Source organism: Winslowiella iniecta, from assembly GCF_001267535.1.
Classification (GTDB): Bacteria; Pseudomonadota; Gammaproteobacteria; order Enterobacterales; family Enterobacteriaceae; genus Erwinia; species Erwinia iniecta.
Map to the genome: position 1 here is coordinate 172,264 of NZ_JRXE01000004.1, position 26,513 is coordinate 198,776.

Consider the following 26,513-nt stretch of genomic DNA (forward strand, 5'->3'; position numbering starts at 1 on the left):
TCACTCTAAATGAAAACGCCGGAAGGTTTCTGCTAAATGCATTAATTCAGCGGTCGTGGCACCCTGTTCAATGGCGGTTTTAAATCTGCTTTCTTTTTCTTCACGGGCGACAGATTGGGAAATGGCATGATCCAGCGTAGCGGGCGGCACAATTACCACGCCGTCTCTGTCGCCAATGACAATGTCGCCGGGGTGAATCACACAGTCGCCAATTGTCACCGGAATATTAATTGCTCCTGGCTGATGTTTCCCGGTGCCCTTAATGGATAAACCGCGGGCAAAGGCCGGGAAGTGCAGATCAACAATCGCCTGAGCGTCACGCACCGCGCCGTTAACCACAATGCCCGCCAGTCCGAGGGTCATGGCCTGAGTAGTGAGTACGTCGCCCCAGACGCCAGCTTCCATAAAACCTTTGCACTCGATCACCAGCACATCGCCAGGCCTGGCATGCAGCAGGGCGTAATGAATCATCAGATTATCGGCAGGGCGCATATCAATGGTGAATGCCGGGCCGACCATTTTCATCGTCGGGCTAAGCGGTTTAATACCTGAATCCAGGGCACCAAAGGCTCCCTGCGCTTCATATACCGTGGCGGTGCCAAGCTGTTTTAACAGATCAATGGTTTGTGCAGATAAAGGGACGGGGTTATTGATCATCGGATGCTCCTGGTTAATTAAAAGGTGGTTTTTATTTATTAGGGTTGCGTTGCAGCAGGTGATAATGATGTTTTTTGCGAGCGTCAGAGAGGGTCATTCCGTTTAGGGCATCGTCGAGAATCTGTTGCTCAATTTTCTGCATGGTAAGGGCTCTGTTTACCACCGCTTCAATATGCTGCTGAGCGATCACCACCACGCCATCAATATCGGCAACCACGAGGTCGCCCGGTTTAATCAGCACACCGCTTATGGCTATCGGCTCACAGACTGCGGCGACCTGCACCCGATCTTTACCGGTGCGCATATAGTTACCCAGGGCATACAGTGGATAATTCACCGCGTTAGCTTCGGCGGTATCACGGCATACACCATTGATTACCGTGCCGGCGATGCCTTTTTGCGCAGCCAGCTGGCTTAAAATTCCGCCCCAGACGGTACAGTCCAGGCGTCCGGCATTATCAATGACCACGACGTCTCCCGGTTTTACCTGATCGATAAAATCGCCCACTGTGCCGGGCTGATCGTGATCGATCGCGACATAACGCACTGTCCATGCGCGGCCAACAATCGCCTGATTAGCCGTGATCGGTTTAATTCCCAATAAGGAACCCGGCAGAGAAAAGTAATCCAGCGCATCGGAAAGTTCTGGCGTGGTTAATTGACGGGCTTTTTCGATACTGTGTGTGAGATTTGTTTGTGTCATCAGTGTCTCCTTTTACATCATGATTTCTCATCAGGGCTCAGGAGACAATTGGGTGAAAATGGATGTAAGTTCAAAAAAAATGAATCTGACGCGTGCAGGCAAAAATAGTGTGGGGGTTATTTGTAATGCATTGAATTTAAATATTAATTTTTTTATTTATCGACAGGCTGCGATGCTTTTTTTGCGACAAGAATCAAAATAAATGTCAGCGGTCGGCTTTTCAGCCGACCCGCCAGTGAGAGAGAGGGGCAGTGTGCTAATTGTTATTCTGTTTAGCAAACAGCGCTAAAAAGAGTCCAGCGGCTGAGATCGCGACGGTGAGCCCTACGATGGCATTCCAGCCGCCATGCAACCAGAACCAGCCACCAACAGAGCCGGTAATACTCGATCCCATATAATAAAACAGTAAGTAAAGAGACGAAGCGTGCCCGCGTGTACTGCCGGCCAGCGGGCCGACAGAGCCGCTGGCAACGGAATGCGCGACAAAAAAGCCGGTAGTGACCAGAATAATACCGATAATAATACTGGCGAGGCTCGCAGGGATGGTGCACAGCACACCGGCAAGCATCAGTATAAAGCCGGTGATTAACAGCGGTTTTTTACCAAAGCGGTCGGCCAAACCGCCCGCCACGGAGGAGGACACGATGCCAAAAGCGAAGGCACAAAAAATTAAGCTCACCTGCGTCTGGCTAAAACTGAAAGGTTCAGCCGATAAACGGAACGTGGCGTAATTAAATAATGTGACGAAGATACTGGTGAGGAAAAATCCCGTTGCATACAGGCGCAGTAATGCAGGATTTTTCAGATGCTGAGACCATGTTTTCAGATGGAAATGCAGATTCAGTCCGGGTTTACGTTGAAAGTTTTTTGACTCTGGCAGCAGAAGAATAAATCCGACGGCGGCGATCAGGCATAACACCCCCAGCACTGCCATCGCCATGCGCCATGAGGTGAACTCGGTTAATAAGCCCATCCCCACACGACCCATCATGGCACCAAACGCGGTTCCTCCGACATACAGTCCCATGGTTTTTCCCAGATGGCGCTTGTCAATCTCTTCCGCCAGCCATGCCATCGCCACCGCCGGCACGCCACCCAGCACCACGCCTTCCGCCGCGCGTGCAATCAGCAGCATGTGCCAGTCGGGCACCACGGCCGCAATGAAATTACATATTGAGGCCAGCGCCATAGAGCTAAACATCAGGCCACGCCGACCCACCGCCTGTGAAAACGCCCCAGCCAGTAATATTGACAGGGCCAGTAATCCTGTGGTCAGGGACAGCGCGAGTGAGCTCTGCGCCGGAGTGACGGAAAAGGCGTGGGTAAAGGCGGGTAACAGCGGCTGCACGCAGTAGATTAATGAAAAACTGGCGAAGCCTAACAGAAAGAAAGCCAGCCCGGCACGGCGATATTCCGGCGTGCCGCGTGCAATGGTGGTGGGGGAAATGATGCTTTGTTGTTCATCGATACGGGCATATTCAGACTTATTCTCATTCACGGTATCACTCATGGTATTTCCTGACGGGGATTTATCAGGCAAAACTACGCCAATCAATGCTATATTTCCAATATATGAAGATGCATAAAGGTATATATAAAAAGTATGGAGATGCGACATATCCGCTACTTTCTTATGCTGGCTGAAGAGAAGAGTTTTACCCGTGCCGCCGCGCGCATCGGTATTGGTCAGCCGCCACTGAGTATGCAAATTCGCGATCTGGAAAATGAGATTGGCTATCCGCTTTTCAACCGCACAGCACAAGGGGTGCAACTGACCGAGGCCGGTCGCGCTTTTTTGCAGGAGATTAAACCGGTCACTACGCTGGCATCAGACGCGATAGCGTCAGCGAGAAGAGCCGCGATGGGGGAGACGGGAATACTCAGGCTGGGATTTACCGGCACGGCGGGGCTTAATCCCGTCATCCCCGCGTGCATCAGAGATTTCGGGCAGGCATTTCCCGCCGTGCATATGAATGTCACCGAGGCGAACTCGCTGGCACTGATCGATTCGCTGTTGCAAAATCAGCTGGATATTGCGTTTATCAGGGAGGAAAGTTCCTTGCCGGCAGGCATCGACAGCCATCGCGTTTTGCAGGAACCGCTGGTGGCGGCGCTGCCGTTAGCACACCCGCTGGCGAAAGCGCGTGGAAAGGTTGAGCTGGCGGCGTTGCAACACGATAACTTTATTCTTACCCCCCAGGAAACGGGAACCAGTCTCAGAGGCGCGGCGATCCTTGCCTGCCGTAAGGTGGGATTTGAACCGCCTGAAGGACAACCTGCACCGCATATTGTCTCCATACTGTCGGTGGTCGCTGCCGGTCTGGGGGTGTCGCTGGTACCGGAATCCATGCGCCAGCTCGCCTTGTCTGGCGTGGTATTTAAACATCTCAAATCGCCGCCGCCGATGATTGGGCTGGCCGCCGCCTGGAACGCGTCAGCCTTCAGCGCGCCCGCCAGCAACTTTTTGGCACTGGTTAAAATGTTGTAATTGAACCTTTGTTATAGGGTGGAGGGCAGGAAGAGGGATTACCATCGGGTACGGAGAATATCAACGGAACAGCATCACTGCTGAACGCTATCGATTACCCTAAAGCCTGTGAATCCACGATCAAAGAAATGCCGCGATGGAGGCAGGAATAAGCGAAATTGAAACGTAAAATGAGATAAATGCCAGCGCGGTACTGATATTTAACCCAACCAGGCAGGGAAGGTTTTCTTTTTTTACCTTTAACTTTTTTACCCGCATTAAAATATAATTAAAAGCGCTGCACATCATAAAAGCTAACTGAGTCCTGTTTTTTGGCAGCATTACCACCGGCAGAAACTTCTCAGCCGGGTCAGCTGCCCGGCGTCTTCAGATAGAACAGGACAAACACACCCGGCAGGTTCTCCACCTCCAGTGAGGTGTAGGTGTAACGGCTAATATTGCCATCCTTACCGATAATGGCTTTATTCCCGGTGCCAATTTTGCTGACATCGTGATAATTCCACATACGGCGAAAATCCGCGCTTTGCTGATCGAGGGTGGATATTACGGCTTCGAACTCTTCAGTCTGCTTGCCAGCAGCATAATTTGAGCGGAACGCCGAAATCGTGTGCTTTGCCGCGGTATCCCAGTCATGGATAATTTTCCGGTAGTCGCTGTTGATAAACATTAATTTAAGGGAGTTTCGGTCATTCGCCTCTACCGCAGACCAGTCAAAAATTTCATTTTTGGCCGCCTCATTCCAGTAGAGAATATCCATATTGGCGCTGCGAACGAACGCCGGGTGCGGGTTAAGCGCATCAACCATGGCGATCACCTCTTCAGGCAGTTGCCTGCTGGTTCTGGCGGGCGAATGCCTGTGACCGAGCACAATATCTTCCAGGTAATCCTGCTCGACCGGGGAGAGCTTAAGCACCCGGGCGATGCGCTGCAGGGCACCATGGGAAATGCTGATGCTTCGGCCTTGCTCCAGCCATGTATACCAGCTGACGCTGACGGCGGCCAGCTGTGCGACCTCCTCCCGACGCAGACCTTTCACTCTGCGGCCTGTCGTGGCAAAACCATATTCGGCAGGGCTGACCGCCTCACGCCGCCTGGTGAGAAAATATTTCACGTCCTGGTTTCGGGACATCGGACTCTCCTGACTATGATTTATTGTCATAGGATAAACCCCCCCATTTTTCCCGGAGTGGTTAGCACTTACGATTAACGGACAGAATAAAGTAGTCACGGGAAAAATTGAATTATGTCATCGCAACAGATACCAGGCAACGCAGATACCAGACGCTTAGCCACCGGCAGCGTCAGCACCATGTTCACCGGGATATTAACGCTGGTGGTGGTGATGGGAATCGGCCGCTTTTCACTCACTCCGCAGATCCCAGTAATGATTAGCGACGGATTTCTGAATCTGTCCAGTGCGGGCATCCTCGCCGCCATGAACTATATCGGTTATTTACTGGGCGCGATTCACGTCAGCCGGATAAAGAGAAATCACACCGTTTATCTTAAAACGGGGCTGGCTGCCGCGATGCTGGTCACGCTGCTTTCGGGTGCAACATCGTCGTTTCTGCTGCAATGCCTGTTCCGCTTTGTCGCTGGCGTCGGCGGCGCGTGGGCGCTGATTATCGTCACCTCCTGGACACAGCTGGAGCTGGCGGCAAAAAATGCGCCGCGCCTCTCTGCGGCAGTATTTAGCGGCCCTGGCATCGGCATCACGTTGACGGGCGTTCTGGCATGGATCATGTCAGCTTATCACTTCAACTCATCGGAAGCCTGGTACGTGTATGGCGCTGTCGCACTGGCCGCGATTCTGCTGATCTTCCGCCGCCTGCCGCGTGAATTGCCTGGCGTGCAGAAGAAGGGCGCGGCAGCACCCGCAGGACGTAATCTTAAAGTGCTGCTGGGAGTGTATACGCTCGCCGGCTTTGGCTACATTCTGCCTGCGACCTTCCTGTCGCAAATGGCGCACGCGGTTTTCAGTAGCGGTGGCCAGGCGGCGTTTTTCTGGCCGCTGTTCGGGCTGTCAGCGGTGGCGGGGGTATTGCTGGTGATCCTGTTTGCCTCGATGGTTAATACGCGTATCAGCCTGGCCTTTGCCATGATCGTGCAGGGTATTGGGGTGGCTGCGCCGGTGGTGGCAAATAACGCAGCAGGATTGTTGGTTTCCACCGTACTGACCGGACTCTGTTTTTTGTCGATTATGCAGCTGTCGATGCGTCTTGCGCGGGAAGTCTCAACCGGTGAAATGGCGAAAACCGTGGGTATGCTGACCGCCGGATACGCAACTGGCCAGTTGATCGGGCCTCTGGTGTCATCTGCCTGTGTGGCGCTGTTTTCATCACTGGAGCCTGCATTGCTGCTGGCGGCCGCTGCGCTTATCGCCGGAGGTTGCGGTGTGCTTTTGCTGATCCGAAAGGAAGCGTAGCGTTTAACCGTGGTAGATTTTTGGTATTTACGCAGCGGGAAAATGCTGACAGCAAAGCGATAGTTGAAGCCTCACTGGCCGATACTTTAATGTTCCGCCATTCTGGTGGCCCAGTGAAGTCTCTGCACAAATTCTTGCTGACCAGTCGATGGATCTGGGAACACATCTCCCGGATCCTGATAAAGGAGCTGCCTGGGTTGGGTACCCGCAGCGTGTTCATCGTCGCTACGATGATCCGATGTTCAATATCAGCAATCGGATTGCATATGATGGTTTGATGGTTCATGGGAAAAAAGGACTGCAACGTCACTCCCGGACAGTTGCTGGATTGATGTGGTTGGTAAAAACTGCGAAGGGAACTGGATTGTGGAAGAGGGCGAGACTGTCTAAAAATTGCTGCTCGGTCTACAAAACATTCACCCTGTTCAGCCTGAGAATATTTTCCTGATTTCGCCTTTCAAAGATTGTTCCCGGAAATTATGGCGTCTGGCTTCACCTCTGGGTTTTGACACGCGCAAGACGGGAACCGTGCATACCACTCAGGGTAAAGAGGCCAATATTGTGGTGCTAGTGTTGGGGGGTAATTTGCAAAAACCTGGTGCAAGAGCGTGGGCGGCCAGTCGTCCAAACTTGCTCAACGTTGCGGTGAGCAGAGCTAAGCAGCGGCTGTATGTTGTAGGGGATCGTTCGCAATGGCAGGAACTGCGGTATTTCTCGACGCTGGCGAAAAACTTGCCTGCCAGGGACAATCTCTCTCCTGACCATCTCCGCCAGGAAAACATGGTGCAGTGATGCAACGCGAACTCCTCAGTCAGATGAAGAGTTAACGGACGGCTCCGGGTGTACGCATACAAAGAGAATGGTATTGCGATCGCAGAAGCGCGAAACGCGTAATTAAACAGTCACCACTGGATAGTGATATAAGTCCCGTTCCAGTTCCACACATCCTACTGTGTGATTTTTGCATGATATAATCCCTAATCGTTAATGGATTTAACGAGCTAAGGAGACATATCACATGCCGCTTCAAGGAAAATTTGTTGTAAATGATGCCGACTTCTGCCCCTTGCTGATATACGGAGTAGGTACATTTATGGCGTATTCTGGAAAGGATCAGTATCGCAATCGTGCTGGTTGTGTTGGAGTTCCCAATCTCGGTCCTATCCCTGACGGTCGTTACCACATAGTTAAGCGACCTGGTAGCGGGTGGAAGGGGGTAATCCGCGCCGACCTTCATGACTTTTACTCCTGGCCAACGTCTACACCGGTAATTAAGTATGAGTGGTTCGCCCTCTATAGAGATGACGGTATGATTGATGACCATACGTGGATTAACGGCGTTGAAAGAGGAAATTTCCGCCTTCATCCACCTGGGCCAATGGGTATATCGCTGGGGTGCATCACTTTCCAGCACCGAATCGATTTTTTGACAGTAAGGCAAGCTCTGCTATCCACACAACAGACTAAGTTGCCAAACGGCTTAATGTCATATGGAACGATTGAGGTGATTTTGAATGGCAGTGAGACGTGTCCCAACGGGGTTTAGATTTCTGCTTGGCGTGTTTTTTTTCATACTGACTTTCTTACTTGTCAGGCCATCAGATCCTGTCACGAAGGGGGAATACAGATTTTGGAATAATGCAGCCAGTCTATTTGGGGAGAACGATGTTGATGGCTTTGTCGGTGTCGCCTTGCTTGTTATCAGCGCGGTGACTACTTTCGTCAGCTACCAAATTTCCATTCGTCTTATAGAATCTTATCTGAACAAGCGCCAATGAAAAATGAACCGGGCGACAGCTTGAAGGTCTGGCAGAAAAGTGCTCCAAAAATTGTGTCCATTTAAAAAATGATGGGCAGGATTCCTCAATCAGATGAAGAATTAACAGACGGCGCTGGGTGTACGCATACATGCTTTTTGCCGTTGGGTTGCACTTCAGAAATAAAAAAATCCACGCAACTGCGTGGATTTTATCAGTTTTTATGACGTTCATAAGATTCAATGAAACCTCATGAAACAATAAAGATTTAGACGTTAAACAAGAAGTTCATCACATCGCCATCTTTAACGATGTACTCTTTACCTTCTGAACGCATCTTACCGGCTTCTTTCGCGCCTTGCTCACCCTTATAGGCGATATAGTCTTCATACGCGATGGTCTGAGCGCGGATAAAGCCTTTCTCAAAGTCGGTGTGGATTTTACCGGCGGCCTGCGGGGCGGTTGCGCCAACAGGGATGGTCCATGCACGCACTTCTTTCACGCCAGCGGTGAAGTAAGTTTGCAGGTTCAGCAGTGAGTAACCTGCACGGATTACGCGGTTCAGACCTGGCTCTACCAGACCCAGCTCAGCCATAAACTCGTCACGGTCGGCGTCGTCCAGTTCGGCGATATCAGATTCTACTGCGGCACAGACCGGTACAACGACGGAACCTTCCTGCTCGGCAATCGCACGCACCTGATCCAGATACGGGTTATTTTCAAAACCGTCTTCGTTGACGTTGGCGATATACATCGTCGGCTTCAGCGTCAGGAAGCTCAGGTAACGGATGGCGGCTTTTTCATCTTCGTCCAGTTTCAGTGAACGCAGCATGCCCGCGTTGGACAGATGCGGCAGGCATTTTTCCAGTGCCGCCTGTTCTGCTTTCGCGTCTTTATCGCCACCTTTGGCTTTCTTCTGCACGCGCTGCAAAGCACGTTCGCAGGTGTCGAGATCCGACAGCGCCAGTTCAGTGTTGATCACGTCAATATCGTCCGCCGGGTTAACTTTGCCGGAAACGTGAATGATATTGTCGTTTTCGAAGCAGCGCACCACGTGACCAATCGCTTCGGTTTCACGAATGTTGGTCAGGAACTGGTTGCCAAGACCTTCACCTTTCGATGCGCCTTTTACCAGACCCGCGATATCAACGAATTCCATCGTGGTTGGCAGAATACGCTGCGGCTTAACAATCTCAGCCAGCTTGTCGAGACGTGAATCAGGCATCGGCACCACGCCGGTATTCGGCTCAATGGTGCAGAACGGGAAGTTTGCTGCTTCAATCCCCGCTTTGGTCAACGCATTGAACAGGGTGGATTTACCCACGTTAGGCAGGCCCACGATACCGCATTTGAATCCCATGTTTGAATCACCTTAATAGCTTGATAATCAAGGTATTTTAAAATACCTCAATAATGACATAGAAAAAACTTCCGGCATTATACACGTAATTATTACCTGGATGGCGGCGATTTCATCCTGAGTGTTAAGTTATGGCTTGTGATCGCGATCTGATTTTCCGATACTAACGCCATTCATGACAAACGGAGACCCCCGCGGATGAACTCATTTCTGCTTACGCCACCCTGAGTTTTCCCTCTCCTGCGCGCGGTGATTGCCGCTGCTGTCTGAATGACAACCTTACTGTGCCCGGCCTCGTCGGCAGCACAGCAGTCTGATTTTAATAAAAAAAGTGAATAGATTATGTTTAACCTGAGCAACCTCAGGGCTACCGACGTCAAAAATGACGTGCTGGCAGGCTCTGTCGTGGCCGTGGCGCTGATTCCCGAAGCGACCGCGTTTTCATTACTGGCAGGATTATCACCGACCATTGGTTTACATACCGCTTTTATACTGGGTCTGGTGACGGCGTTTTTCGGCGGCAAACCGGGGATGATCTCCGGTGCTGCGGGCTCGATTGTGGTGGTGTTAATCAGTCTGATTACCCAGCATGGCTATGAATATGTGCTGCTGGCGACCATTTTTGCCGGTGTGATTCAGATACTGACCGGCGTGTTTCGCCTCGGTAAGTTTATCCGGCTGGTGCCGCAACCGGCGATCTTTGGCTTTGTTAACGGGCTGGCAATCGTCATTATGCTGGCGCAGATCCCGATGATCAAAAACCAGGGGCCGCAGATGTACGGGCTGGTGGCACTGGCGATGTTGATTGTCTGGTTGTTCCCCAAAATTAGCAAAATTATTCCGGGTTCACTGGCGGCGTTGATTGCGATTAGCGCTATTGCGATTGGTTTTCATCTGGATACCAAACGCGTTGGTGACTTAGCCGATATCTCCGGAACCTTACCGATGTTTCATCTGCCGGATGCGCCACTGAGCTGGGAAACGCTGAAAATTGTGCTGCCATACTCGGTGATCATTGCGCTGGTCGGATTGATTGAGTCGCTGCTGACCATGGCGGTGCTGGATGAGATGGGCAGTAAAAAGGGCGCGGGTAACCAAGAGTGTGTGGCGCAGGGCGTCGGTAACACGATTTGTGGCTTCTTTGGCAGCTTTGCCGGTTGCGCAATGATCGGTCAGTCGATTATTAACTTTACCTCCGGCGGACGCGGGCGGATTTCCAATGCGGTCGGCGCGATTCTGCTGATTCTGTTTGTGGTCAGCCTGTCGCAATATATTGCTTTACTGCCGGTGGCGGCGCTGGCGGGCATTATGTTTGTGGTCTGTATCCGAACCTTTGAATGGAGCTCGCTGCGTCGTCTGAAGCGCATGCCAAAGGCCGATGCGGTCATTATGATTGCGGTGACGCTGGTGACGATTTTTACCGACCTGGCGATGGCGGTGATCTTCGGCGTGATCATTTCGGCACTGGTGTTTGCCTGGCAGCATGCCCGTATCACCATTTTGCAGCAGCAGGAGCAGGGCGACAGCAAAACTTACCAGCTGGAAGGGCCGCTGTTCTTTGGTTCGGCCAGCGCGTTTGCCGAGCTGTTTTCCCCGGAAAACGATCCGCAAAATGTGGTGATCGATTTTGCCCGTACCCGGGTGATGGACTCCAGCGGGGTGGAAGCGATTGATAAGCTCAGCAGCCGCTATCAGCAGGCAGGAAAAAGCTTACGTCTGCGCCATCTGAGTGAAGACTGCATCAGCTTATTGCAGAAGGCCGGACCTTACTGCATGCATGAGCTGGACGATCCCGATTATAAAGTGGCGGCGGATGATGCCTGATTTATCTTGCAGGCTGGTCATCAGCCAGGCGTGCGGCGAAAATGCCTAATGCTGATCGTTTAAGGAAAAATTACCGGGATTTCTGGAATATCGTAGGGGAGCCGTTTTCGGCTCCCGTGCTGATGGCATGCAGTGTTCTAACCCTCGGCACGAGCGGCGACAACGCCGCCCTTTGAAAAACGGCGGTTGCCCGTCGGTATTATCCCGCTTTAAACGCATGCAGGCGATTCATCGCCTTTAAACGATCTTCTTTCAACCACACTTCTGTACAGCGCGCGGCTTCGTCAACGGCGTCGTCAATCAGCTGCTGTTCCGCCGCCTGCGGTTTACCCAGCACAAATCCCACCACTTTATTGCGATCGCCCGGATGGCCAATGCCAATACGCAGACGGTGGAAATTCAGGTTGTTGCCCAGTTTGCTGATGATATCCTTCAGACCGTTGTGGCCTCCGTGGCCGCCGCCCTGTTTGAACTTCGCCACGCCCGGTGGCAGATCCAGTTCATCATGCGCCACCAGGATCTCTTCCGGCGCGATGCGATAAAAGGTCGCCATTGCTGCGACCGCTTTGCCGCTCAGGTTCATAAAGGTGGTCGGCACCAGCAGACGCACATCCTCGCCGCCAATGTTCAGCCGCGCGGTGTAGCCGTAGAATTTGCTCTCTTCCTTCAGTGACTGATTGTGGCGTTCAGCCAGCAGGTCAACGTACCAGGCACCGGCATTATGACGGGTTGCGGCGTATTCAGCGCCGGGGTTGGCGAGGCCAACAATCAGTTTAATACTGCTCACAGTGGTAGGTTCCTGATAAGTGCTTAATCTAAGGGCGCTAGTTTACTGCGGCAGGGTACGGATTACAAAATTGCCCGGCTGGAGGGGCAACAAAAAAGTAGTTCAGTGGCGTGACAATACATTTTCTATATAAATTCAGTCGATTAGACGTAAAGAAATGTCAATCATCGGTCAATATTGTGATCCAGCACGCATCGAAGATGCTGGTCATTTCCTAAACTTATGGCATCCAGGCAATACGTGCTATTGCCTCTTGACTCAGGTAATGGAGGTGACTGATGAAACGTAAAAATGCACATGTTGCAGGTAATTTCCTGATGGGACTCGGGTTGTTAACCATGATTGTGGGGGTCGGTTACTCGATCCTGAATCAACTGCCGCAGCTGCAACTGCCGCAGTATATGACCCATGGCGCGATTTTCAGCATCTTTTTGGGTGCGCTGCTCTGGCTGGTGGGTGCCCGTATCAGCGGTCGCGAAAAAGTCGCGGATCGTTACTACTGGCTGCGTCACTGCGGAGATAAACGCTGTCGCCGTGCTTCCCATCGTCATAATAGCTAATCATGTTAGCGGGCGGGGCTACCCCGCCCGGAATACTCAGGCGGGTTGCAACTGTTGAGTAAACAGCGTTGCGCCAGCCACATCTTTTAAGCGCACCGTCATACTACGGTCATCGGCATCGATATCTACCTGACCAAAAAACTGATAGCCCGCCAGCGGCGAAGTATTCTGTTTTTCCGGCGCTTTCTGATACACCACCTGCAATCCAAAGGTGTTATCCGGCGCGTTAGGGCCAAAGCTGCCGGAATTAAGCGGCCCGGAGACAAACTCCCAGAACGGATCAAAATCCTGAAATGTCGCTTTATCGGGCTGATAATGGTGAGCCGCGGTATAGTGCACATCGGCAGTAAACCACACCACATTTTTGATTCCCGCATCCTTGATCGCTTTCAGCAGCAGCGCCATCTCCAGCTCGCGGCCTTTGGGTGCGCCGTTATCACCATTGGCAATGGCTTCCCAGCGCGCCACGCCTTCGGCGGTTTTTCCGTCCGGTACTTGCAGGCCAATCGGCATATCGGCAAACACCGCTTTCCAGGTGGCCGTTGACGCTTTCAGTCCGGCCAACAGCCAGGCAATTTGTTGCTTACCCATAAAGGCGCTGTCGTCGTCGAGGGTGGTTTGCAGATTAGTGCTGTTCGGACCGCGATAGCTACGCATATCCACCACAAAGCGATCGAGCAGTGGCCCGCACGGCAGGTAGCGGTAGACGCGTTCACTCTCGCGGTCATCAAAATGGCGCATCGGCGCATAGTCGAGAAACGCCCGGGTGGCGCGCGCCTGCAACAGTTCAACACTTTTCACCTGATAACGATCGTCCAGTTGCTTACTGTCGGACCAGTTATTGGTGACTTCATGATCGTCCCACTGCCAGATTTGCGGCACTTCGGCATTAAAGCGGCGCACATTGTCATCCATCATATTGTAGCGATAGCGCCCGCGATACTCATGCAGCGTTTCTGCCACTTTGCTGACTTCCGGCGTGACGATATTTTTCCATACGCCACCTTCGCCTGGCGTGACGGTTTCCTCAATCGGACTGTCGGCATAGATGGTATCGCCGGAGTGAACAAAGAAATCAGGCTGCTGCTGACGCATGATTTCGTAAATGCGCATCCCGCCCCAGTCGGGGTTAATACCGTAACCCTGGCCTGCGGTATCGCCGGACCAGACAAAGCGGATACTGCGCGTCTGTAGTGACGGGGTGCGGAACTGTCCGAGTAACGGTTCAGAAATCAGATGATTAAGGTCAGCATCGCGGTAGCTGAGGCGCAGGTGAATCTGCTGGTCTGCGGGCAGGCCGCGCAGATCGAGGCGGGTGATATAATCGTTTTCCGGCAGTGCCCAGGGGCCACGAATTTTTTGCGGTTGACGAAAACTGCCGTCCGTATCCCACTCCAGCCACAGACGTGCGGTGCGATCGCTGCGACACCAGACCATTGCCCGATCGTGCAACACATCCCCGGTTTGCAGGCCGGAAGGGGTAGCCGGACGCTGGGCGTCGCGACCGATCAGCGGGTTAGCAAACACCGTTTTCGGCAATAACAGCGCAGTGCCACAGGCGAGTCCTGATTTAAGTAAATTTCTGCGATTCATGCTTCTCTCCATTTTAGCGACAGAGCGAAGCATAAGGGGACGGTGTGAAAGCCGTGTGACAGCGCTGATTTACACCAGCGCAGGCGAAATAAAGGCTTCGACGCGGTTGCGGCCATTGGCTTTGGCGCGATACAGCGCTTCGTCGGCGGCAACCATTGACTCAGCAAACGGTTGTTGGTGCAGCCAGCGGGTGGTATAGCCAATACTGACCGAATAACTGACGTTATCGGGTAGCGAGGCCAGTACCGCGCTGCGGATCTGCTCACTTAAACTGGCGGCAGCAGGCTCATCAACCACCAATATGGCAGCAAATTCCTCACCGCCAAGACGGGCGAAATGGCCGTCGGCAGGTAATATCTGCTGCACCACCTGACAAAAATCCAGCAAAATGCGATCGCCCTGATAATGCCCGTAACGGTCATTAATACTTTTAAAATGGTCGAGATCAAACAGGATCACCGACAGCGGTTCGGCGCTGCGGCTACAGCGCAGTGTCAGTTTATCCGCCTGATTAAACAGCGCGCGGCGATTCCAGACCCCGGTGAGGGGGTCACGCAGTGAAGCCTGTTTATACATAATCTGGCTGCGCTCATTCACCATCGCCAGAATGGTAAAAGTGACGCCAATAACAAACAGAATCGATTCCAGAATCACATAGAGTGAAAAAGTCGACCCGCCGATGGCGCCATGCACTTTACTGATACTACCGGTATCGATCAGCATTCGGGCGATATGAAACAGCAAATGAACCCATAACAGGAACTGGGCAGGCCAGAATGTTACTTGCAGGCTGGCGCGCGAACGCACCAGCAGGATAATTAAGGCGCTGGTATACAAAATGCACAATACGCAGCAGACGAAAATCCGTTGCGGCAGCGAATGGTAAAATCCCGGAAACAGGCAGAGTATTGCCCATATCAGGGCACCCAGTACCCAGTGGTAGCGTACGGGTTTGCCGCAAAAGCTGCGAAAAGCATTCAGTAACATGCCATACGCGAGCATCAGCAACAGATTTCCGACAAAAATGGGTAAAAACTGGAAACCGAAACTGCGCAGACTGCTCAGGAACACCGCCAGCAGGGTCAGGCCCATACTCAGGCAGCTATAGCCCAGAACCCGATCGTACTGCGTGCCACTCCAGGCAAATACCATAATGATGCTGACAAAGCCCAGCACGAAAAGCTCACAGATATAAAGGGTATAGACGTCGAGCGGCATGGGGGAAACTTTCCAGATAAGCGATCGCAGCAAAATACCACTAATAAATCAGTGGAAAAAGAATTAGCCCCGGTGCGTAACTAAAAAAGTTTTTACTGGTGCATTTTACGCCAAAAAAGGAGAAAGATAGCGACATAAGCTGGAGTGGGAGAGTATCAGGCAGCGTGGCAGCATATTATGCTCAGCGCTGCCGGGTGACAACGTTGAGCACAATTAATGGCGTTTTTGGTGTTTCCAGGATGCTTTTGGTTGTCTCAGCTTTTTTCCTCGCAGACACAGCCAGATCAGCAGCGCGGAAAGCAGGGTGATCGCCATCAGTATCAGTGATAACGGATTAAAGGCCTGCAAAGAGTGCCCGGTTAGCTGCGCCGGACTCGGCCCGAGTTACTCACTGGCGCGGGTCAGATTGCCGCTGACCAGATACTGCGCGTCAGATCGCGCGCTGCCAGCGGCGAAACAGTGTGACAGCGGGGGCTGCAAGCCTGACAGTTCACCACTCTCATCACTTGCTGGGCGCATAAAAAAAGCCGGGCAAGCCCGGCTTTAGACACTCTGCGCTGAACTTAGTGTTCGAACATTGCAGAGATAGATTCTTCATTGCTGATACGGCGAATCGCTTCGGCCAGCATGCCAGACAATGTCAGAGTACGCACGTTTGGCAGGGCTTTGATCTCTTCCGGCAGCGGAATGGTGTCACAAACCACCACTTCGTCGATAACCGAGTTGCGCAGGTTTTCTACCGCGTTGCCAGAGAAAATCGGATGCGTTGCGTAAGCAAAGACGCGCTTGGCACCGCGTTCTTTCAGCGCTTCCGCTGCTTTACACAGAGTACCGCCGGTATCAATCATGTCGTCGACCAGCACACAGTCACGACCCGCCACGTCACCGATGATATGCATCACCTGTGAAACGTTCGCGCGCGGACGGCGCTTGTCGATAATCGCCATATCAGTATCGTTCAGCAGTTTAGCGATAGCACGAGCACGTACTACGCCACCGATGTCCGGAGAAACCACAATCGGGTTCTCCAGGCCAATCTGCAGCATATCTTCCAGCAGAATCGGGCTACCAAATACGTTATCAACCGGGACATCAAAGAATCCCTGAATCTGTTCTGCATGCAGGTCCACGGTCAGAACACGGTCAACGCCAACGCTGGAGAGGAAATCCGCCACCACTTTCGCGGTGATCGGCACGCGCGCAGAACGGACACGGCGGTCCTGACGCGCATAGCCAAAATAGGGAATAACAGCAGTAATACGACCAGCGGAAGCTCGACGCAGGGCGTCAACCATAACAACCAGTTCCATCAGGTTGTCGTTGGTTGGAGCGCAGGTGGACTGGATGATGAAAATATCACCACCGCGTACATTTTCATTAATTTGTACGCTCACTTCACCATCACTGAAACGACCGACAGCGGCGTCGCCCAGGCTGGTGTAAAGGCGGTTGGCAATACGTTGTGCTAGTTCCGGCGTAGCGTTACCAGCAAAAAGCTTCATATCAGGCACGAGAAGAACCTCAGGCTTTGCGTCCAGAGAATGAACATAATCGTAATTGGCAATGGGCGCCATACCAATTACGACTGTTTCATACGGGTGTGTTAATGCGCCACGTGCAGTATCAGGAACAGGGTGACACTGTCACGTAATCGCTTAATGCCCTGAAAGGTTACGGTGCAGCGGAGAGAGGTTAACCCCTTTCGCAACAAATCCCCGTAACCACTTCGGGGCCAGCTCAAGCACCTGACGGGCTTCGGACTCGGTGTCGAATTCTGCAAACACGCAAGCGCCGGTTCCTGTCAGGCGCGACGGCGCGTATTCTAGCAGCCAGGAAACAAGCTCTTCAACCTCACGAAAACGTTTTCTTACGACTGCTTCACAATCATTGCTGAAACCTGCCTGCATAATAGTCGAAAAATCACGCGTTGGCGTGTCTCGTTTCAGCTCCGGGTGATTAAATACCAGCGGCGTGGGTACGCTGACGCCAGGATGCGCCACCAGATACCATTTTTCCGGCGGGTTAACCGGCAACAGTTGCTCGCCGATACCTTCGGCAAACGCCGCATGGCCTTTGACAAATACCGGCACATCGGCCCCGAGGGTTAATCCCATCGCCGCCAGCTGGTCGAAATCAAAACCGGTTTGCCATAAATGATTCAGCGCGACCAATACTGTCGCGGCGTTGGATGAACCGCCGCCAAGGCCACCGCCCATCGGCAATTGCTTATCAATGGCGATAGTGGCACCGGCCTGCGGGGGGAGCGTACCGGCAGTCGCGGCATGCTGCATCAGCAGACGCGCGGCGCGCACAATCAGGTTTTGCTCGTCCGGTACGCCGTCAACCGGCGTCGACAGGTTAATTTCGCCGCTGCTGTCCGGGGTGATGGTCAGGGTATCGCCATAATCCAGAAACTGGAACAGCGTTTGCAGATTGTGATAGCCGTCGGCACGACGGCCGGTGATATAGAGAAACAGATTCAGTTTTGCCGGAGCGGGCCAGGTGGTCATCATTTAACGGTCCAGCTGTCCATTCTCAGTTTAATACGCTGACTGCCTTCGCGCAGTTCCAGGTTCGCCGGCAGTGCCGGGTTCACTTTGCTGTCGTAATCCTGCCAGCTGACTTTCCAGTTCTGGCCGTTGCGGCTGTAGTTCAGCTCACGCAGCTGATACTGATCGTTTAGCGCATAGTCGGTGGCGTCGCCTGGCAGACCCATCATCCATTTGCGCAGGTTCTCCAGCGGAATATCCATCCCGGTCAGCTGAGTGATCATCTTCTCCGCATCATCGCTGACGTAGCGTTTGCCTTTGTTATCGACCAGCTGAACCACTGAGCCTTGCGCATCAAGTTGCAATTCGGTGCTGCCCAGCGGGTTGGTCAGCAGTAAACGGTAGCGATCCGGCGCGGTTTGCTGCCAGTTAAAGCGCGCGTAAACTTTTTGCCTTTCGGAGAGATAGGCAAAAGCGCCACGGGTTTGATACTGGGTGATTTTTTCAACCGCTTGCTGATGTTGTTGCCATTGGGGAGAGGTGACACTTTGACCTGGCCCCTGCGGTTTATTCAGGGTACAGGCTGCCAGCAAAACGCTGGCCAGCGGGAGGAGGCGCAGCAGGCGACAGTCCCTTTTCGTAACGAGCTTCATGGTCATAGCGTGGTCATCTCCTCAGACGCAATCAGGGCATGCTTGCCCAGTCTAACCGTTAACGCTAACCATCCGCGTTTAAGCCGTCAATGCTCAAATTGTCTTATTTGACTGCAATCGACTATATCTTGTTAATGCATATGCTCTGTATGGCTTTTATTGATCTCGCGCATCTTGTAGAATGCGCTGCACAAAACCCTATCAAGAGTGGGATATCCAGACCTAATCACCATGACACTGCTGGCCCTCGGAATTAATCACAAAACGGCACCTGTTGCTCTGCGCGAACGCGTTACCTTTTCGCCGGATACGCTGGAACAGGCCCTTAACAGCCTGCTGGCGCAGCCACTTGTGCAGGGCGGCGTTGTCCTGTCTACCTGTAACCGAACCGAGCTGTACCTGAGTGTGGAACAGCAAGAGAACCTGCAAGAGCAGCTGGTTCGCTGGCTGTGCGACTACCATCAGCTCAGTGCTGATGAGGTGAGAAAAAGTCTCTACTGGCATCACGACAATGAGGCGGTCAGCCATCTGATGCGTGTCGCCAGTGGTCTCGATTCGCTGGTACTGGGCGAACCGCAGATTCTTGGTCAGGTGAAAAAAGCCTTCGCCGACTCGCAGCGTGGCCACTCGCTCTCCAGTGAGCTGGAGCGCATGTTCCAGAAAACCTTCTCCGTCGCGAAACGCGTGCGTACTGAAACCGATATCGGTGCCAGTGCCGTCTCGGTGGCGTTTGCCGCCTGTACACTGGCGCGTCAGATTTTCGAATCACTGGCAACGGTCAACGTGTTGCTGGTTGGTGCCGGTGAAACCATCGAGCTGGTAGCGCGTCACTTACGCGAACATAAAGTTAAAAAACTGATTATCGCTAACCGTACCCGTGAACGCGCCCAGCTGCTGGCGGATGAAGTGGGGGCGGAAGTGGTCAACCTGGCGGAGATCGATACCCGTCTGGCAGAAGCCGATATCATTATCAGTTCTACCGCCAGCCCATTACCGATTATTGGTAAAGGGATGGTGGAGCGTGCGCTGAAAGCGCGGCGTAATCAGCCGATGCTGCTGGTGGATATTGCTGTTCCGCGTGATGTGGAACCGGAAGTGGGTAAGCTGGCCAACGCCTATCTGTACAGCGTTGATGATTTACAGCAGATTATCGAAAAAAATATGGCGCAGCGTAAAGCCGCCGCCATTCAGGCCGAAACCATCGTGGTACAAGAGAGCGGTGAGTTTATGGCCTGGCTACGTGCGCAAAGCGCATCAGAAACCATCCGTGATTACCGTTCGCAGGCCGATCAGGTGCGTGCGGAACTGGAAGCACGTGCGCTTTCTGCCCTGCAACAGGGTGGCGATGCAGAGGCCATTCTGCGCGATCTGGCTCATAAACTGACCAACCGTCTGATTCACGCTCCTACCAAATCTCTCCAGCAGGCCGCTCGCGATGGCGATGACGAACGTCTGCAGATCCTGCGCGACAGCCTCGGGCTGGATTAGGTAGTGTCACCGGCAGTTCCGCGACACTACCCATTTAACGAACTCCATTTACAAGGTAAATAACACCACATGAAGACTTCTATTGTTGCCAAACTGGAAGCCTTGCAGGAGCGCCACGAAGAAGTGGAGGCGATGCTCGGTGATGCGGGCGTGATCGCCGATCAGGATCGTTTCCGCGCACTTTCTCGCGAATATGCCCAGCTTACCGATGTCAGCCAGTGTTTCCGTCAGTGGCAGCAGGTGCAGGAAGATATCGAAACCGCCGAAATGCTGATCGCCGACCCGGAAATGCGCGATATGGCGCAGGAAGAGCTGAAAGAGGCGCGTGAGCGCAGCGAAGAGCTGGAGCAACAGCTGCAACTGCTGCTGTTACCGAAAGATCCCGATGATGAGCGTAACTGTTATATCGAAGTGCGCGCCGGAACCGGCGGTGATGAAGCGGCGATTTTTGCCGGCGATCTGTTCCGTATGTACAGCCGCTATGCGGAAACCCGCCGCTGGCGCGTTGAGGTGATGAGCGCCAACGACGGTGAACACGGCGGCTATAAAGAAGTGATTGCCAAAGTGATTGGTGACGGGGCTTATGGCCGGATGAAATTTGAGTCGGGCGGCCACCGCGTGCAGCGCGTGCCGGAAACCGAGTCGCAGGGACGCATTCATACCTCCGCCTGTACCGTGGCGGTGATGCCGGAACTGCCGGAAGCCGAACTGCCGGATATTAACCCGACCGATCTGAAAATTGACACTTTCCGTTCTTCCGGTGCCGGTGGTCAGCACGTTAACACCACCGATTCCGCCATCCGTATTACTCACTTACCGACCGGGATTGTGGTGGAGTGTCAGGACGAACGTTCGCAGCACAAAAACAAAGCCAAAGCGTTGGCGGTGCTGGGTTCACGTATTCGTGCGGCGGAAATGTCGAAACGTCAGGCGGAAGAAGCGTCAACCCGCCGCAACCTGCTGGGCAGCGGTGACCGTTCGGACCGTAACCGTACCTACAACTTCCCGCAGGGACGTGTGACTGACCATCGTATTAACCTGACCATTTACCGTCTGGATGAAGTGATGGAAGGGAAACTGGATACGCTGATCGAGCCGATTGTGCAGGAATATCAGGCTGACCAGCTGGCCGCGTTGTCTGAGCAGGATTAATGGATATACGCAGTTGGCTAAAAGCTGCTACCGCCGCGCTGTGCGGCGGTGACAGCCCAAAACGCGATGCTGAAATCTTACTCGGCTTTGTCACCGGCAAATCTCGCAGCTGGCTGATCGCGTTTGATGATACGCTTCTGAGCGCTGAGCAACTGACGCAGCTGGAGGCGTTAATCGCCCGCCGCGCGCACGGGGAGCCGATTGCGCACCTCACTGGCGAACGCGAATTCTGGTCACTGCCGCTGCGCGTCTCTGCCGCCACGCTGATTCCCCGTCCCGATACTGAAATCCTCGTTGAACAGGCGCTGGCGCGTCTGCCCGCAGTGCCTGCCTCATTACTCGATCTGGGTACCGGAACCGGTGCGGTGGCGCTGGCGCTGGCCAGCGAGCGCCCGGACTGTCGGGTAACTGGCGTCGACCGCATTGAAGAAGCAGTGGCGCTGGCGCAATATAATGCCGACAGATTACAGCTGACCAACAGCCACTTTGTGCGCAGTGACTGGTTTTCCGCGCTGGAAGAACGCCGTTTTGACATGATTGTCAGCAATCCTCCTTACATTGATGCCGAAGACCAGCATCTGTTACAGGGCGATGTGCGCTTTGAACCTCTTAGCGCGCTGGTGGCAGACGATCATGGGCTGGCCGATATCAAACAGATCGCCACCGCTGCGCCGACGTATTTAAAGCCGGGCGGCTGGCTGTTGCTGGAACATGGCTGGCAACAGGCGGCAGACGTTCGGGAAATTTTGCGTCAGCACCAGTTTTTGCAGGTGGAAACCTGTCAGGATTACGGCGGCAACGATCGCGTTACCGTCGGACAGAAATTACTATCATAGAGAACAGGATTTTTTTATGGCCGCTTATTATGGAGCAATCAAACACTTTCATTTGCTGACGGTTGCCATCACCATCACTATGTTTATCCTGCGTTTTTACTGGTTGCAGGCGGGTTCCGCCATGCTGCAACGCCGGTGGGTACGCATTGTTCCCCATCTGAATGATACCTTACTGTTTATTTCCGGTATTCTGTTGGTAAACATTACCCATTTTTATCCGTTTTCACCGCAAGGTAGCTGGCTGACTGAGAAGCTGTTTGGCGTTATTATCTATATCGTGCTCGGCGCAATCGTCCTTGGACGGCGACCGCGTGCTAATAAAGTACGCTGGGTTGCCTTCCTCGTGGCGTTAGTGGTGATTTTCGTCATCATTAAGCTGGCCACAAGTAAAGTGCCACTGTTGGGGATTGTATGACGTCCGAAGCCAAATTTGATATTTCTGAATCACCGCTCTGTGAAGCGGTGATTGCCGCATCGCGGGCGATACGCGATGATTTTCCAACCGATGACGTGGGTTCTCAACTGCAAGCGCTGGTCGCTGAGGCGCGGGAGTATGTGGCCGCCGAGACCCAGCAAGATTTAAAGCTGGAAAAACTGCTCGAGCTGTTTTATCAGCAGTGGGGCTTTGGCGGTGCCAGCGGCATCTATAAACTGTCGGATGCGCTGTGGCTGGATAACGTGCTGAAAAGCCGTCAGGGAACGGCAGTTTCACTCGGGGTTATCCTGCTGCATATTGCCGAAGAGCTGGATGTGCCGTTATTGCCGGTGATTTTCCCGACCCAGCTGATTCTGCGCGCCGACTGGCTCGATGGCGAAATGTGGCTGATTAATCCGTTTAACGGCGAAACCCTTGATGAACATACGCTGGAAGTGTGGCTGAAGGGCAATATCAGCCCGACGGCTGAGCTGTATGAAGACGATCTGGAAGAAGCCGAGTCGACCACGGTTATCCGCAAAATGCTGGATACGCTGAAATCGGCACTGATGGAAGAGAAGCGCATGGAAATGGCGCTGAATGTCAGCAATGTGCTGCTGCAAATTGATCCTGACGATCCGTATGAAATTCGCGATCGCGGTTTGATCTACGCTCAGCTGGAGTGTGAACATATCGCGCTGACTGACCTGACCTATTTCGTTGAGCAGTGCCCGGAAGATCCGGTCAGTGAAATGATTAAAGTACAAATTCATTCTATCGAACATAAACAGGTTACGCTTCACTAAGCGGTGCAGACCTGAAGAAAGGAAAAGGCGAAGGCATGACTCAAAAAGTGGTTAACATTGGCGACATCAACGTCGCAAACGATCTGCCATTTGTACTCTTTGGCGGTATGAATGTGCTGGAATCTCGCGATCTGGCGATGCGTATCTGTGAACATTATGTCACCGTGACCGAAAAACTGGGTATTCCTTACGTATTTAAAGCGTCATTTGATAAAGCTAACCGTTCATCGATTCGCTCTTATCGCGGTCCGGGACTGGAAGAGGGGATGAAAATCTTCCAGGAACTGAAACAGACTTTTGGTGTGAAAGTGATCACCGATGTCCACGAAGCGAGCCAGGCGCAGCCGGTGGCGGATGTGGTTGATGTGATCCAGCTGCCTGCGTTCCTCGCGCGTCAGACCGATCTGGTTGAAGCGATGGCGAAAACCGGTGCGGTGATTAACGTCAAGAAACCCCAGTTTGTCAGCCCGGGCCAGATGGGCAATATCGTTGAAAAATTCGCGGAAGGCGGCAACGATAAAGTCATTCTGTGTGACCGTGGTGCTAACTTCGGTTACGACAACCTGGTGGTCGACATGCTCGGCTTCAACGTAATGAAGCAAGTGACTAACGGCAGCCCGGTGATTTTTGACGTCACCCACGCATTACAGTGTCGCGACCCATTTGGTTCCGCGTCCAGCGGACGTCGTGGTCAGGTAACCGAACTGGCGCGCGCCGGTATGGCAGTCGGCCTTGCTGGTCTGTTTATCGAGGCGCATCCGGATCCGGCCAACGCCAAGTGTGATGGTCCGTCGGCGCTGCCGCTGGATAAGCTGGAGCCATTCCTGAAGCAGATGAAAGCGATTGACGATATGGTTAAAAGCTTCCCTGAGCTGGATACCAGCAACTGATCGTCCCGGGGCCCGCTGCTGTGCGGGCCTTACCCTTCTGTCTGACCCCTTCCTGTCTCTGTTCAAAAAACATTACAATTGCCATGCGCGCTTAAAGATAAATCTGCTTGCCGGAAAGGGGCTTAGTCAGCATATTATCGCTCAGCTTACCCGCATGATGGAAAATCCCGATAAGGAGCAGTAGCATGAAAAAGATCCTTCCACTGGCATTGCTGGTGTTGATGGCAAGCGGATGCAGTCGTGATGAAAGTGGTATCGATGCTCAGCAGCTGGCAAATCACAGTTTCAGCTTACAAAGCGTTGATGGCGTTAACGTCAGTGACGACGCGCAGAAACAGCCGGAAATCGCGTTCAGCAGCGATTTACGCGTCAGCGGCGTCATGTGCAACCGCTTCTTCGGCCAGGGCGAACTGAATGGCGATGTGCTGACGGTGAAACAGATCGGCTCGACGCGCATGATGTGCAGCGATAGTCAGCTGTCGAACTGGGATGGCGTGATTAGCGATGTATTAAATAACGGTGCGACCCTCAAGCTGGAGCAGGGCAGTTTAACCCTGACCGGCAACGGTCATACGCTGAAGTATCAGGCTGCTAAGTAAAAACAACATCTGAAAACAGGCAGGCAAGCGATTCCTTGCCTGCTTGTGGTTTAAGGCATATTCCGTGGTTTTTTTTCCGCCAGTAATGACCGAAAGCGTTGTTCACCCAGTCTCATCTCCGCCACCAGTTCATCGGTGGAATGACCATCAAAATTATTGGGATTCAACATAATCGTCGGTGGTAAGCCATTTTGCAGGCGCAGGAAGTTCACTAACAAAATGCCGATGGTTCTGGCGTTACCATCCTCAAACAGATGCGCCCACTCAAGAATGACACAGAGCCTGACAATCTGTTTCTCTATTTCTTCTTTATTACCGCCCGCTAATGCCACGTTATGATGATATTCAGCGATAAAATTATCAGCGTTTTTTTGGTGTTCCTCAGGCGTTCGCAAATAGGGATCGCGCATATAATAATCTTCACCTGTCCCCACCATTCTGGTTAAGCAGGGATAGTGTTTAAATAACGCCAATCGTTCAGTCCGCCCGGTTTGTGTCAGGTATACCCCCATCTTGAGTTGAAAACCCATAGTGCAACTTCGATAGCCGGTTTCGAAATAAACCGCAACCCCATTAGTGTCGTAGCGGCAGACCTGATTGATGCAATTATCATGTAGCTGCCTGAAAATATGGCTGTCAAATCGCTTATTAATATTTTCCAGCATAAATATCCAGCCGTTATTCATGCCGGACATAAATCCGGCTTCGTTTTCAAAGCTGGTTTTCGAATGCGTAGTTTGCTTATTCCAGTCCAGTGATAATCGCCAGTAATTCTCGGGCGGCAAATCTTTAAACCAGGCATGCTGTTGCATCACATGAAATAATGCGGTTTCACTTTTCTTAATGGTTGGGATGCCACGGAAAACCGCCATAACTACCCCAACCCGGCTGTAGTGTGCAAGAAAGTGCGGGAAATGTTGCGTCACAATGCTGAAATAATCCTCTGACACTTTGTCTGTGGTCTGCCCGATCAGCAACGATTCTCGCAAAATAAAGGTCTCAATGAGTTTGACGGCCTGCAGGATGCCATCAGGAGCCTCACTGTCAATAGCATTCACGCGTTGCAAAAGCGTCTCCAGTTTAATGACTTCACTGCTGGTGGCGGTCATGGCAATCTCTGGCGCCGCGCCGAGGGTCTGACAGGGCTCGTCAGCACCGCGCTCGCTCTGAATAAGGTTGGCCCATTCGGTAATCGGGCCTCGCTGAGGGGAGGTATCAGACACTTCCAGCAGGCCGGTCAGCATGCCAACTATCAGATTTATCAACGCGCGCTCTCCTGAAATATTGCCCGATAGCGCAGTCGTGGTTGGAAACGGCAGCAGTTTATCCTCCTGCGCATGTAAATGAAGCGCCAGCACGTGGCCACAGACCGGGATTTCATCTGCGACGATGGCAATATTGTAGGTATCGCTGCGCTGAAGAGTGTATTTCGCATCCGGAATCGCGCGATGCTGTTCAACCCAATAGTGATATAAGCAACGAAAAGTCGCCGACTTCAAATAGGCATCCTGCAAAACCGGTTCAATCGCCTGGCGAATACCATTATCCATTGGTTGAAAAAGATTATTCACCAGCTCGTAGGGCTGGCAGATAATGTCGCTGTTATTGGCCAGTTGACTGTGCGCCAGACGCACAGCGGATGGGTATTTTATCTGGTGCTCAAGAATGGGATCCGCAACATGATGCTGTCCGTTCGGGGCAGGCATCTGAGAAGAGAGTGGTGGAAGTGTGTGCATATACATATTTCAGTCCGCCTGAGTAATTAATCACAGTTATCCGTCATCGCGCGAGGGTGAGTGGCGACTACCGCGGC

At 52.7% G+C, this 26,513-nt stretch carries 28 protein-coding genes; 15 read left to right on the forward strand and 13 right to left on the reverse strand.

The features are described from left to right. Together NG42_RS04040 and NG42_RS04045 are read right to left on the reverse strand one after the other, a co-directional pair. Complete coding sequence (locus tag NG42_RS04040) at positions 1 to 657, reverse strand: RraA family protein (protein ID WP_052897979.1); 657 nt, start codon at positions 655 to 657, stop codon at positions 1 to 3. 31 nt (positions 658 to 688) lie between these two features. Continuing rightward, complete coding sequence (locus tag NG42_RS04045) at positions 689 to 1,360, reverse strand: RraA family protein (RefSeq protein WP_052897980.1); 672 nt, start codon at positions 1,358 to 1,360, stop codon at positions 689 to 691. Between the two features lie 52 nt (positions 1,361 to 1,412). Between NG42_RS04045 and NG42_RS22580 the strand changes: the two genes are divergently transcribed. Then, a complete protein-coding gene (locus tag NG42_RS22580) occupies positions 1,413 to 1,562 on the forward strand; it encodes a hypothetical protein (protein ID WP_156321999.1) in 150 nt (49 codons plus the stop codon). 54 nt (positions 1,563 to 1,616) lie between these two features. Here NG42_RS22580 and NG42_RS04050 read toward each other — a convergent pair whose 3' ends face one another. Next, positions 1,617 to 2,870: an MFS transporter gene (locus NG42_RS04050; protein WP_053115611.1), complete on the reverse strand. Its 1,254-nt coding sequence runs from the start codon at positions 2,868 to 2,870 to the stop codon at positions 1,617 to 1,619. Between the two features lie 93 nt (positions 2,871 to 2,963). Between NG42_RS04050 and NG42_RS04055 the strand changes: the two genes are divergently transcribed. Next, on the forward strand, positions 2,964 to 3,848 hold the full coding sequence (locus NG42_RS04055; RefSeq protein WP_052897981.1) for a LysR family transcriptional regulator: 885 nt from the start codon (positions 2,964 to 2,966) through the stop codon (positions 3,846 to 3,848). 349 nt (positions 3,849 to 4,197) lie between these two features. On the opposite strand, the gene NG42_RS04065 is transcribed toward NG42_RS04055, so the two are convergent. Continuing rightward, entirely contained in the window at positions 4,198 to 4,977 is a 780-nt protein-coding gene (locus tag NG42_RS04065) for a helix-turn-helix transcriptional regulator (RefSeq protein WP_052897983.1), read from the reverse strand. A 114-nt stretch (positions 4,978 to 5,091) separates the two neighbouring features. Between NG42_RS04065 and NG42_RS04070 the strand changes: the two genes are divergently transcribed. From NG42_RS04070 to NG42_RS21840, 4 genes are all read left to right on the forward strand, one after another. Beyond that, positions 5,092 to 6,273: a YbfB/YjiJ family MFS transporter gene (locus tag NG42_RS04070; RefSeq protein WP_053115610.1), complete on the forward strand. Its 1,182-nt coding sequence runs from the start codon at positions 5,092 to 5,094 to the stop codon at positions 6,271 to 6,273. A gap of 393 nt (positions 6,274 to 6,666) precedes the next feature. Then, positions 6,667 to 7,065 carry an AAA domain-containing protein gene (locus NG42_RS23315; protein WP_053115609.1) on the forward strand — a complete coding sequence of 133 codons (399 nt, stop codon included), beginning with the start codon at positions 6,667 to 6,669 and terminating at the stop codon, positions 7,063 to 7,065. Positions 7,066 to 7,291: 226 nt separating this feature from the next. Next, the gene (locus NG42_RS04085) at positions 7,292 to 7,819 is read left to right on the forward strand and encodes a DUF2778 domain-containing protein (protein ID WP_052897985.1); all 528 of its coding nucleotides are present in this window, start codon (positions 7,292 to 7,294) and stop codon (positions 7,817 to 7,819) included. Next, on the forward strand, positions 7,788 to 8,051 hold the full coding sequence (locus tag NG42_RS21840) for a hypothetical protein (protein ID WP_072133160.1): 264 nt from the start codon (positions 7,788 to 7,790) through the stop codon (positions 8,049 to 8,051). Before NG42_RS04085 ends, NG42_RS21840 begins: the two co-directional genes overlap by 32 nt. 247 nt (positions 8,052 to 8,298) lie before the next feature. Here NG42_RS21840 and ychF read toward each other — a convergent pair whose 3' ends face one another. After that, positions 8,299 to 9,390, reverse strand: coding sequence for a redox-regulated ATPase YchF (gene ychF, locus NG42_RS04095; RefSeq protein ID WP_052897987.1), 1,092 nt, complete (start codon positions 9,388 to 9,390; stop codon positions 8,299 to 8,301). A 342-nt stretch (positions 9,391 to 9,732) separates the two neighbouring features. Here ychF and NG42_RS04100 point away from each other — a divergent pair, with 342 nt between their 5' ends. After that, positions 9,733 to 11,214 carry a SulP family inorganic anion transporter gene (locus tag NG42_RS04100; RefSeq protein ID WP_052897988.1) on the forward strand — a complete coding sequence of 494 codons (1,482 nt, stop codon included), beginning with the start codon at positions 9,733 to 9,735 and terminating at the stop codon, positions 11,212 to 11,214. Between the two features lie 199 nt (positions 11,215 to 11,413). Here the strand turns inward: NG42_RS04100 and pth are convergent, their stop codons facing one another. Next, positions 11,414 to 12,001 carry an aminoacyl-tRNA hydrolase gene (gene pth / locus NG42_RS04105; protein WP_052897989.1) on the reverse strand — a complete coding sequence of 196 codons (588 nt, stop codon included), beginning with the start codon at positions 11,999 to 12,001 and terminating at the stop codon, positions 11,414 to 11,416. Between the two features lie 278 nt (positions 12,002 to 12,279). On the opposite strand from pth, the gene ychH reads away from it, so the two are divergent. Then, positions 12,280 to 12,561 (forward strand): stress-induced protein YchH, encoded by a 282-nt coding sequence (gene ychH / locus NG42_RS04110; protein WP_052897990.1) that lies wholly within the window; start codon positions 12,280 to 12,282, stop codon positions 12,559 to 12,561. 36 nt (positions 12,562 to 12,597) lie between these two features. On the opposite strand, the gene NG42_RS04115 is transcribed toward ychH, so the two are convergent. The 6 genes from NG42_RS04115 to lolB form a co-directional block, all read right to left on the reverse strand. Next, on the reverse strand, positions 12,598 to 14,154 hold the full coding sequence (locus NG42_RS04115) for an alkaline phosphatase D family protein (RefSeq protein WP_156321997.1): 1,557 nt from the start codon (positions 14,152 to 14,154) through the stop codon (positions 12,598 to 12,600). 69 nt (positions 14,155 to 14,223) lie between these two features. After that, positions 14,224 to 15,372, reverse strand: coding sequence for a GGDEF domain-containing protein (locus NG42_RS04120; protein WP_052897991.1), 1,149 nt, complete (start codon positions 15,370 to 15,372; stop codon positions 14,224 to 14,226). A 384-nt stretch (positions 15,373 to 15,756) separates the two neighbouring features. Further along, positions 15,757 to 15,891, reverse strand: a complete 135-nt coding sequence (locus NG42_RS23750) for a hypothetical protein (protein WP_277619507.1) — start codon at positions 15,889 to 15,891, stop codon at positions 15,757 to 15,759. Between the two features lie 44 nt (positions 15,892 to 15,935). Next, positions 15,936 to 16,883, reverse strand: coding sequence for a ribose-phosphate diphosphokinase (gene prs / locus NG42_RS04125; protein WP_013201847.1), 948 nt, complete (start codon positions 16,881 to 16,883; stop codon positions 15,936 to 15,938). A 144-nt stretch (positions 16,884 to 17,027) separates the two neighbouring features. Then, on the reverse strand, positions 17,028 to 17,885 hold the full coding sequence (gene ispE / locus NG42_RS04130) for a 4-(cytidine 5'-diphospho)-2-C-methyl-D-erythritol kinase (RefSeq protein WP_052897993.1): 858 nt from the start codon (positions 17,883 to 17,885) through the stop codon (positions 17,028 to 17,030). After that, the gene (lolB, locus tag NG42_RS04135; protein WP_052898030.1) at positions 17,882 to 18,514 is read right to left on the reverse strand and encodes a lipoprotein insertase outer membrane protein LolB; all 633 of its coding nucleotides are present in this window, start codon (positions 18,512 to 18,514) and stop codon (positions 17,882 to 17,884) included. Before lolB ends, ispE begins: the two co-directional genes overlap by 4 nt. 231 nt (positions 18,515 to 18,745) lie before the next feature. On the opposite strand from lolB, the gene hemA reads away from it, so the two are divergent. From hemA to NG42_RS04170, 7 genes are all read left to right on the forward strand, one after another. Continuing rightward, positions 18,746 to 20,002: a glutamyl-tRNA reductase gene (gene hemA, locus NG42_RS04140; RefSeq protein WP_052897994.1), complete on the forward strand. Its 1,257-nt coding sequence runs from the start codon at positions 18,746 to 18,748 to the stop codon at positions 20,000 to 20,002. A gap of 69 nt (positions 20,003 to 20,071) precedes the next feature. Next, on the forward strand, positions 20,072 to 21,154 hold the full coding sequence (gene prfA, locus NG42_RS04145; RefSeq protein ID WP_052897995.1) for a peptide chain release factor 1: 1,083 nt from the start codon (positions 20,072 to 20,074) through the stop codon (positions 21,152 to 21,154). Next, a complete protein-coding gene (gene prmC, locus NG42_RS04150; RefSeq protein ID WP_052897996.1) occupies positions 21,154 to 21,990 on the forward strand; it encodes a peptide chain release factor N(5)-glutamine methyltransferase in 837 nt (278 codons plus the stop codon). Before prfA ends, prmC begins: the two co-directional genes overlap by 1 nt. Positions 21,991 to 22,006: 16 nt before the next feature. Next, on the forward strand, positions 22,007 to 22,405 hold the full coding sequence (locus NG42_RS04155; RefSeq protein WP_052897997.1) for a SirB2 family protein: 399 nt from the start codon (positions 22,007 to 22,009) through the stop codon (positions 22,403 to 22,405). Next, the gene (sirB1, locus tag NG42_RS04160; RefSeq protein ID WP_052897998.1) at positions 22,402 to 23,211 is read left to right on the forward strand and encodes an invasion regulator SirB1; all 810 of its coding nucleotides are present in this window, start codon (positions 22,402 to 22,404) and stop codon (positions 23,209 to 23,211) included. Before NG42_RS04155 ends, sirB1 begins: the two co-directional genes overlap by 4 nt. A gap of 35 nt (positions 23,212 to 23,246) precedes the next feature. Then, a complete protein-coding gene (gene kdsA, locus NG42_RS04165; protein ID WP_052897999.1) occupies positions 23,247 to 24,101 on the forward strand; it encodes a 3-deoxy-8-phosphooctulonate synthase in 855 nt (284 codons plus the stop codon). Positions 24,102 to 24,286: 185 nt separating this feature from the next. Further along, positions 24,287 to 24,700: an META domain-containing protein gene (locus NG42_RS04170; RefSeq protein ID WP_052898000.1), complete on the forward strand. Its 414-nt coding sequence runs from the start codon at positions 24,287 to 24,289 to the stop codon at positions 24,698 to 24,700. A gap of 50 nt (positions 24,701 to 24,750) precedes the next feature. Here the strand turns inward: NG42_RS04170 and NG42_RS04175 are convergent, their stop codons facing one another. Next, positions 24,751 to 26,442: a PipA/GogA/GtgA family type III secretion system effector gene (locus NG42_RS04175; RefSeq protein WP_052898001.1), complete on the reverse strand. Its 1,692-nt coding sequence runs from the start codon at positions 26,440 to 26,442 to the stop codon at positions 24,751 to 24,753. Positions 26,443 to 26,513: the final 71 nt, after the last annotated feature.

What these genes read in the sequence shown, in the direction of transcription:
- NG42_RS04055 (WP_052897981.1), top strand. Translation starts at nt 2,964, where the DNA reads ATGGAGATGCGACATATCCGCTACTTTCTTATGCTGGCTGAAGAGAAG.
- NG42_RS04070 (WP_053115610.1), top strand. Translation starts at nt 5,092, where the DNA reads ATGTCATCGCAACAGATACCAGGCAACGCAGATACCAGACGCTTAGCC.
- NG42_RS04040 (WP_052897979.1), bottom strand. Translation starts at nt 657, where the DNA reads ATGATCAATAACCCCGTCCCTTTATCTGCACAAACCATTGATCTGTTA.
- kdsA (WP_052897999.1), top strand. Translation starts at nt 23,247, where the DNA reads ATGACTCAAAAAGTGGTTAACATTGGCGACATCAACGTCGCAAACGAT.
- ychH (WP_052897990.1), top strand. Translation starts at nt 12,280, where the DNA reads ATGAAACGTAAAAATGCACATGTTGCAGGTAATTTCCTGATGGGACTC.
- NG42_RS04155 (WP_052897997.1), top strand. Translation starts at nt 22,007, where the DNA reads ATGGCCGCTTATTATGGAGCAATCAAACACTTTCATTTGCTGACGGTT.
- ychF (WP_052897987.1), bottom strand. Translation starts at nt 9,390, where the DNA reads ATGGGATTCAAATGCGGTATCGTGGGCCTGCCTAACGTGGGTAAATCC.
- hemA (WP_052897994.1), top strand. Translation starts at nt 18,746, where the DNA reads ATGACACTGCTGGCCCTCGGAATTAATCACAAAACGGCACCTGTTGCT.
- NG42_RS04175 (WP_052898001.1), bottom strand. Translation starts at nt 26,442, where the DNA reads ATGTATATGCACACACTTCCACCACTCTCTTCTCAGATGCCTGCCCCG.
- NG42_RS04120 (WP_052897991.1), bottom strand. Translation starts at nt 15,372, where the DNA reads ATGCCGCTCGACGTCTATACCCTTTATATCTGTGAGCTTTTCGTGCTG.
- NG42_RS04115 (WP_156321997.1), bottom strand. Translation starts at nt 14,154, where the DNA reads ATGAATCGCAGAAATTTACTTAAATCAGGACTCGCCTGTGGCACTGCG.
- prmC (WP_052897996.1), top strand. Translation starts at nt 21,154, where the DNA reads ATGGATATACGCAGTTGGCTAAAAGCTGCTACCGCCGCGCTGTGCGGC.
- prfA (WP_052897995.1), top strand. Translation starts at nt 20,072, where the DNA reads ATGAAGACTTCTATTGTTGCCAAACTGGAAGCCTTGCAGGAGCGCCAC.
- sirB1 (WP_052897998.1), top strand. Translation starts at nt 22,402, where the DNA reads ATGACGTCCGAAGCCAAATTTGATATTTCTGAATCACCGCTCTGTGAA.
- NG42_RS04100 (WP_052897988.1), top strand. Translation starts at nt 9,733, where the DNA reads ATGTTTAACCTGAGCAACCTCAGGGCTACCGACGTCAAAAATGACGTG.
- NG42_RS23750 (WP_277619507.1), bottom strand. Translation starts at nt 15,891, where the DNA reads ATGCGCCCAGCAAGTGATGAGAGTGGTGAACTGTCAGGCTTGCAGCCC.
- NG42_RS04085 (WP_052897985.1), top strand. Translation starts at nt 7,292, where the DNA reads ATGCCGCTTCAAGGAAAATTTGTTGTAAATGATGCCGACTTCTGCCCC.
- NG42_RS04170 (WP_052898000.1), top strand. Translation starts at nt 24,287, where the DNA reads ATGAAAAAGATCCTTCCACTGGCATTGCTGGTGTTGATGGCAAGCGGA.
- NG42_RS04045 (WP_052897980.1), bottom strand. Translation starts at nt 1,360, where the DNA reads ATGACACAAACAAATCTCACACACAGTATCGAAAAAGCCCGTCAATTA.
- ispE (WP_052897993.1), bottom strand. Translation starts at nt 17,885, where the DNA reads ATGATGACCACCTGGCCCGCTCCGGCAAAACTGAATCTGTTTCTCTAT.
- NG42_RS21840 (WP_072133160.1), top strand. Translation starts at nt 7,788, where the DNA reads ATGGCAGTGAGACGTGTCCCAACGGGGTTTAGATTTCTGCTTGGCGTG.
- NG42_RS04050 (WP_053115611.1), bottom strand. Translation starts at nt 2,870, where the DNA reads ATGAGTGATACCGTGAATGAGAATAAGTCTGAATATGCCCGTATCGAT.
- NG42_RS04065 (WP_052897983.1), bottom strand. Translation starts at nt 4,977, where the DNA reads ATGTCCCGAAACCAGGACGTGAAATATTTTCTCACCAGGCGGCGTGAG.
- lolB (WP_052898030.1), bottom strand. Translation starts at nt 18,514, where the DNA reads ATGAAGCTCGTTACGAAAAGGGACTGTCGCCTGCTGCGCCTCCTCCCG.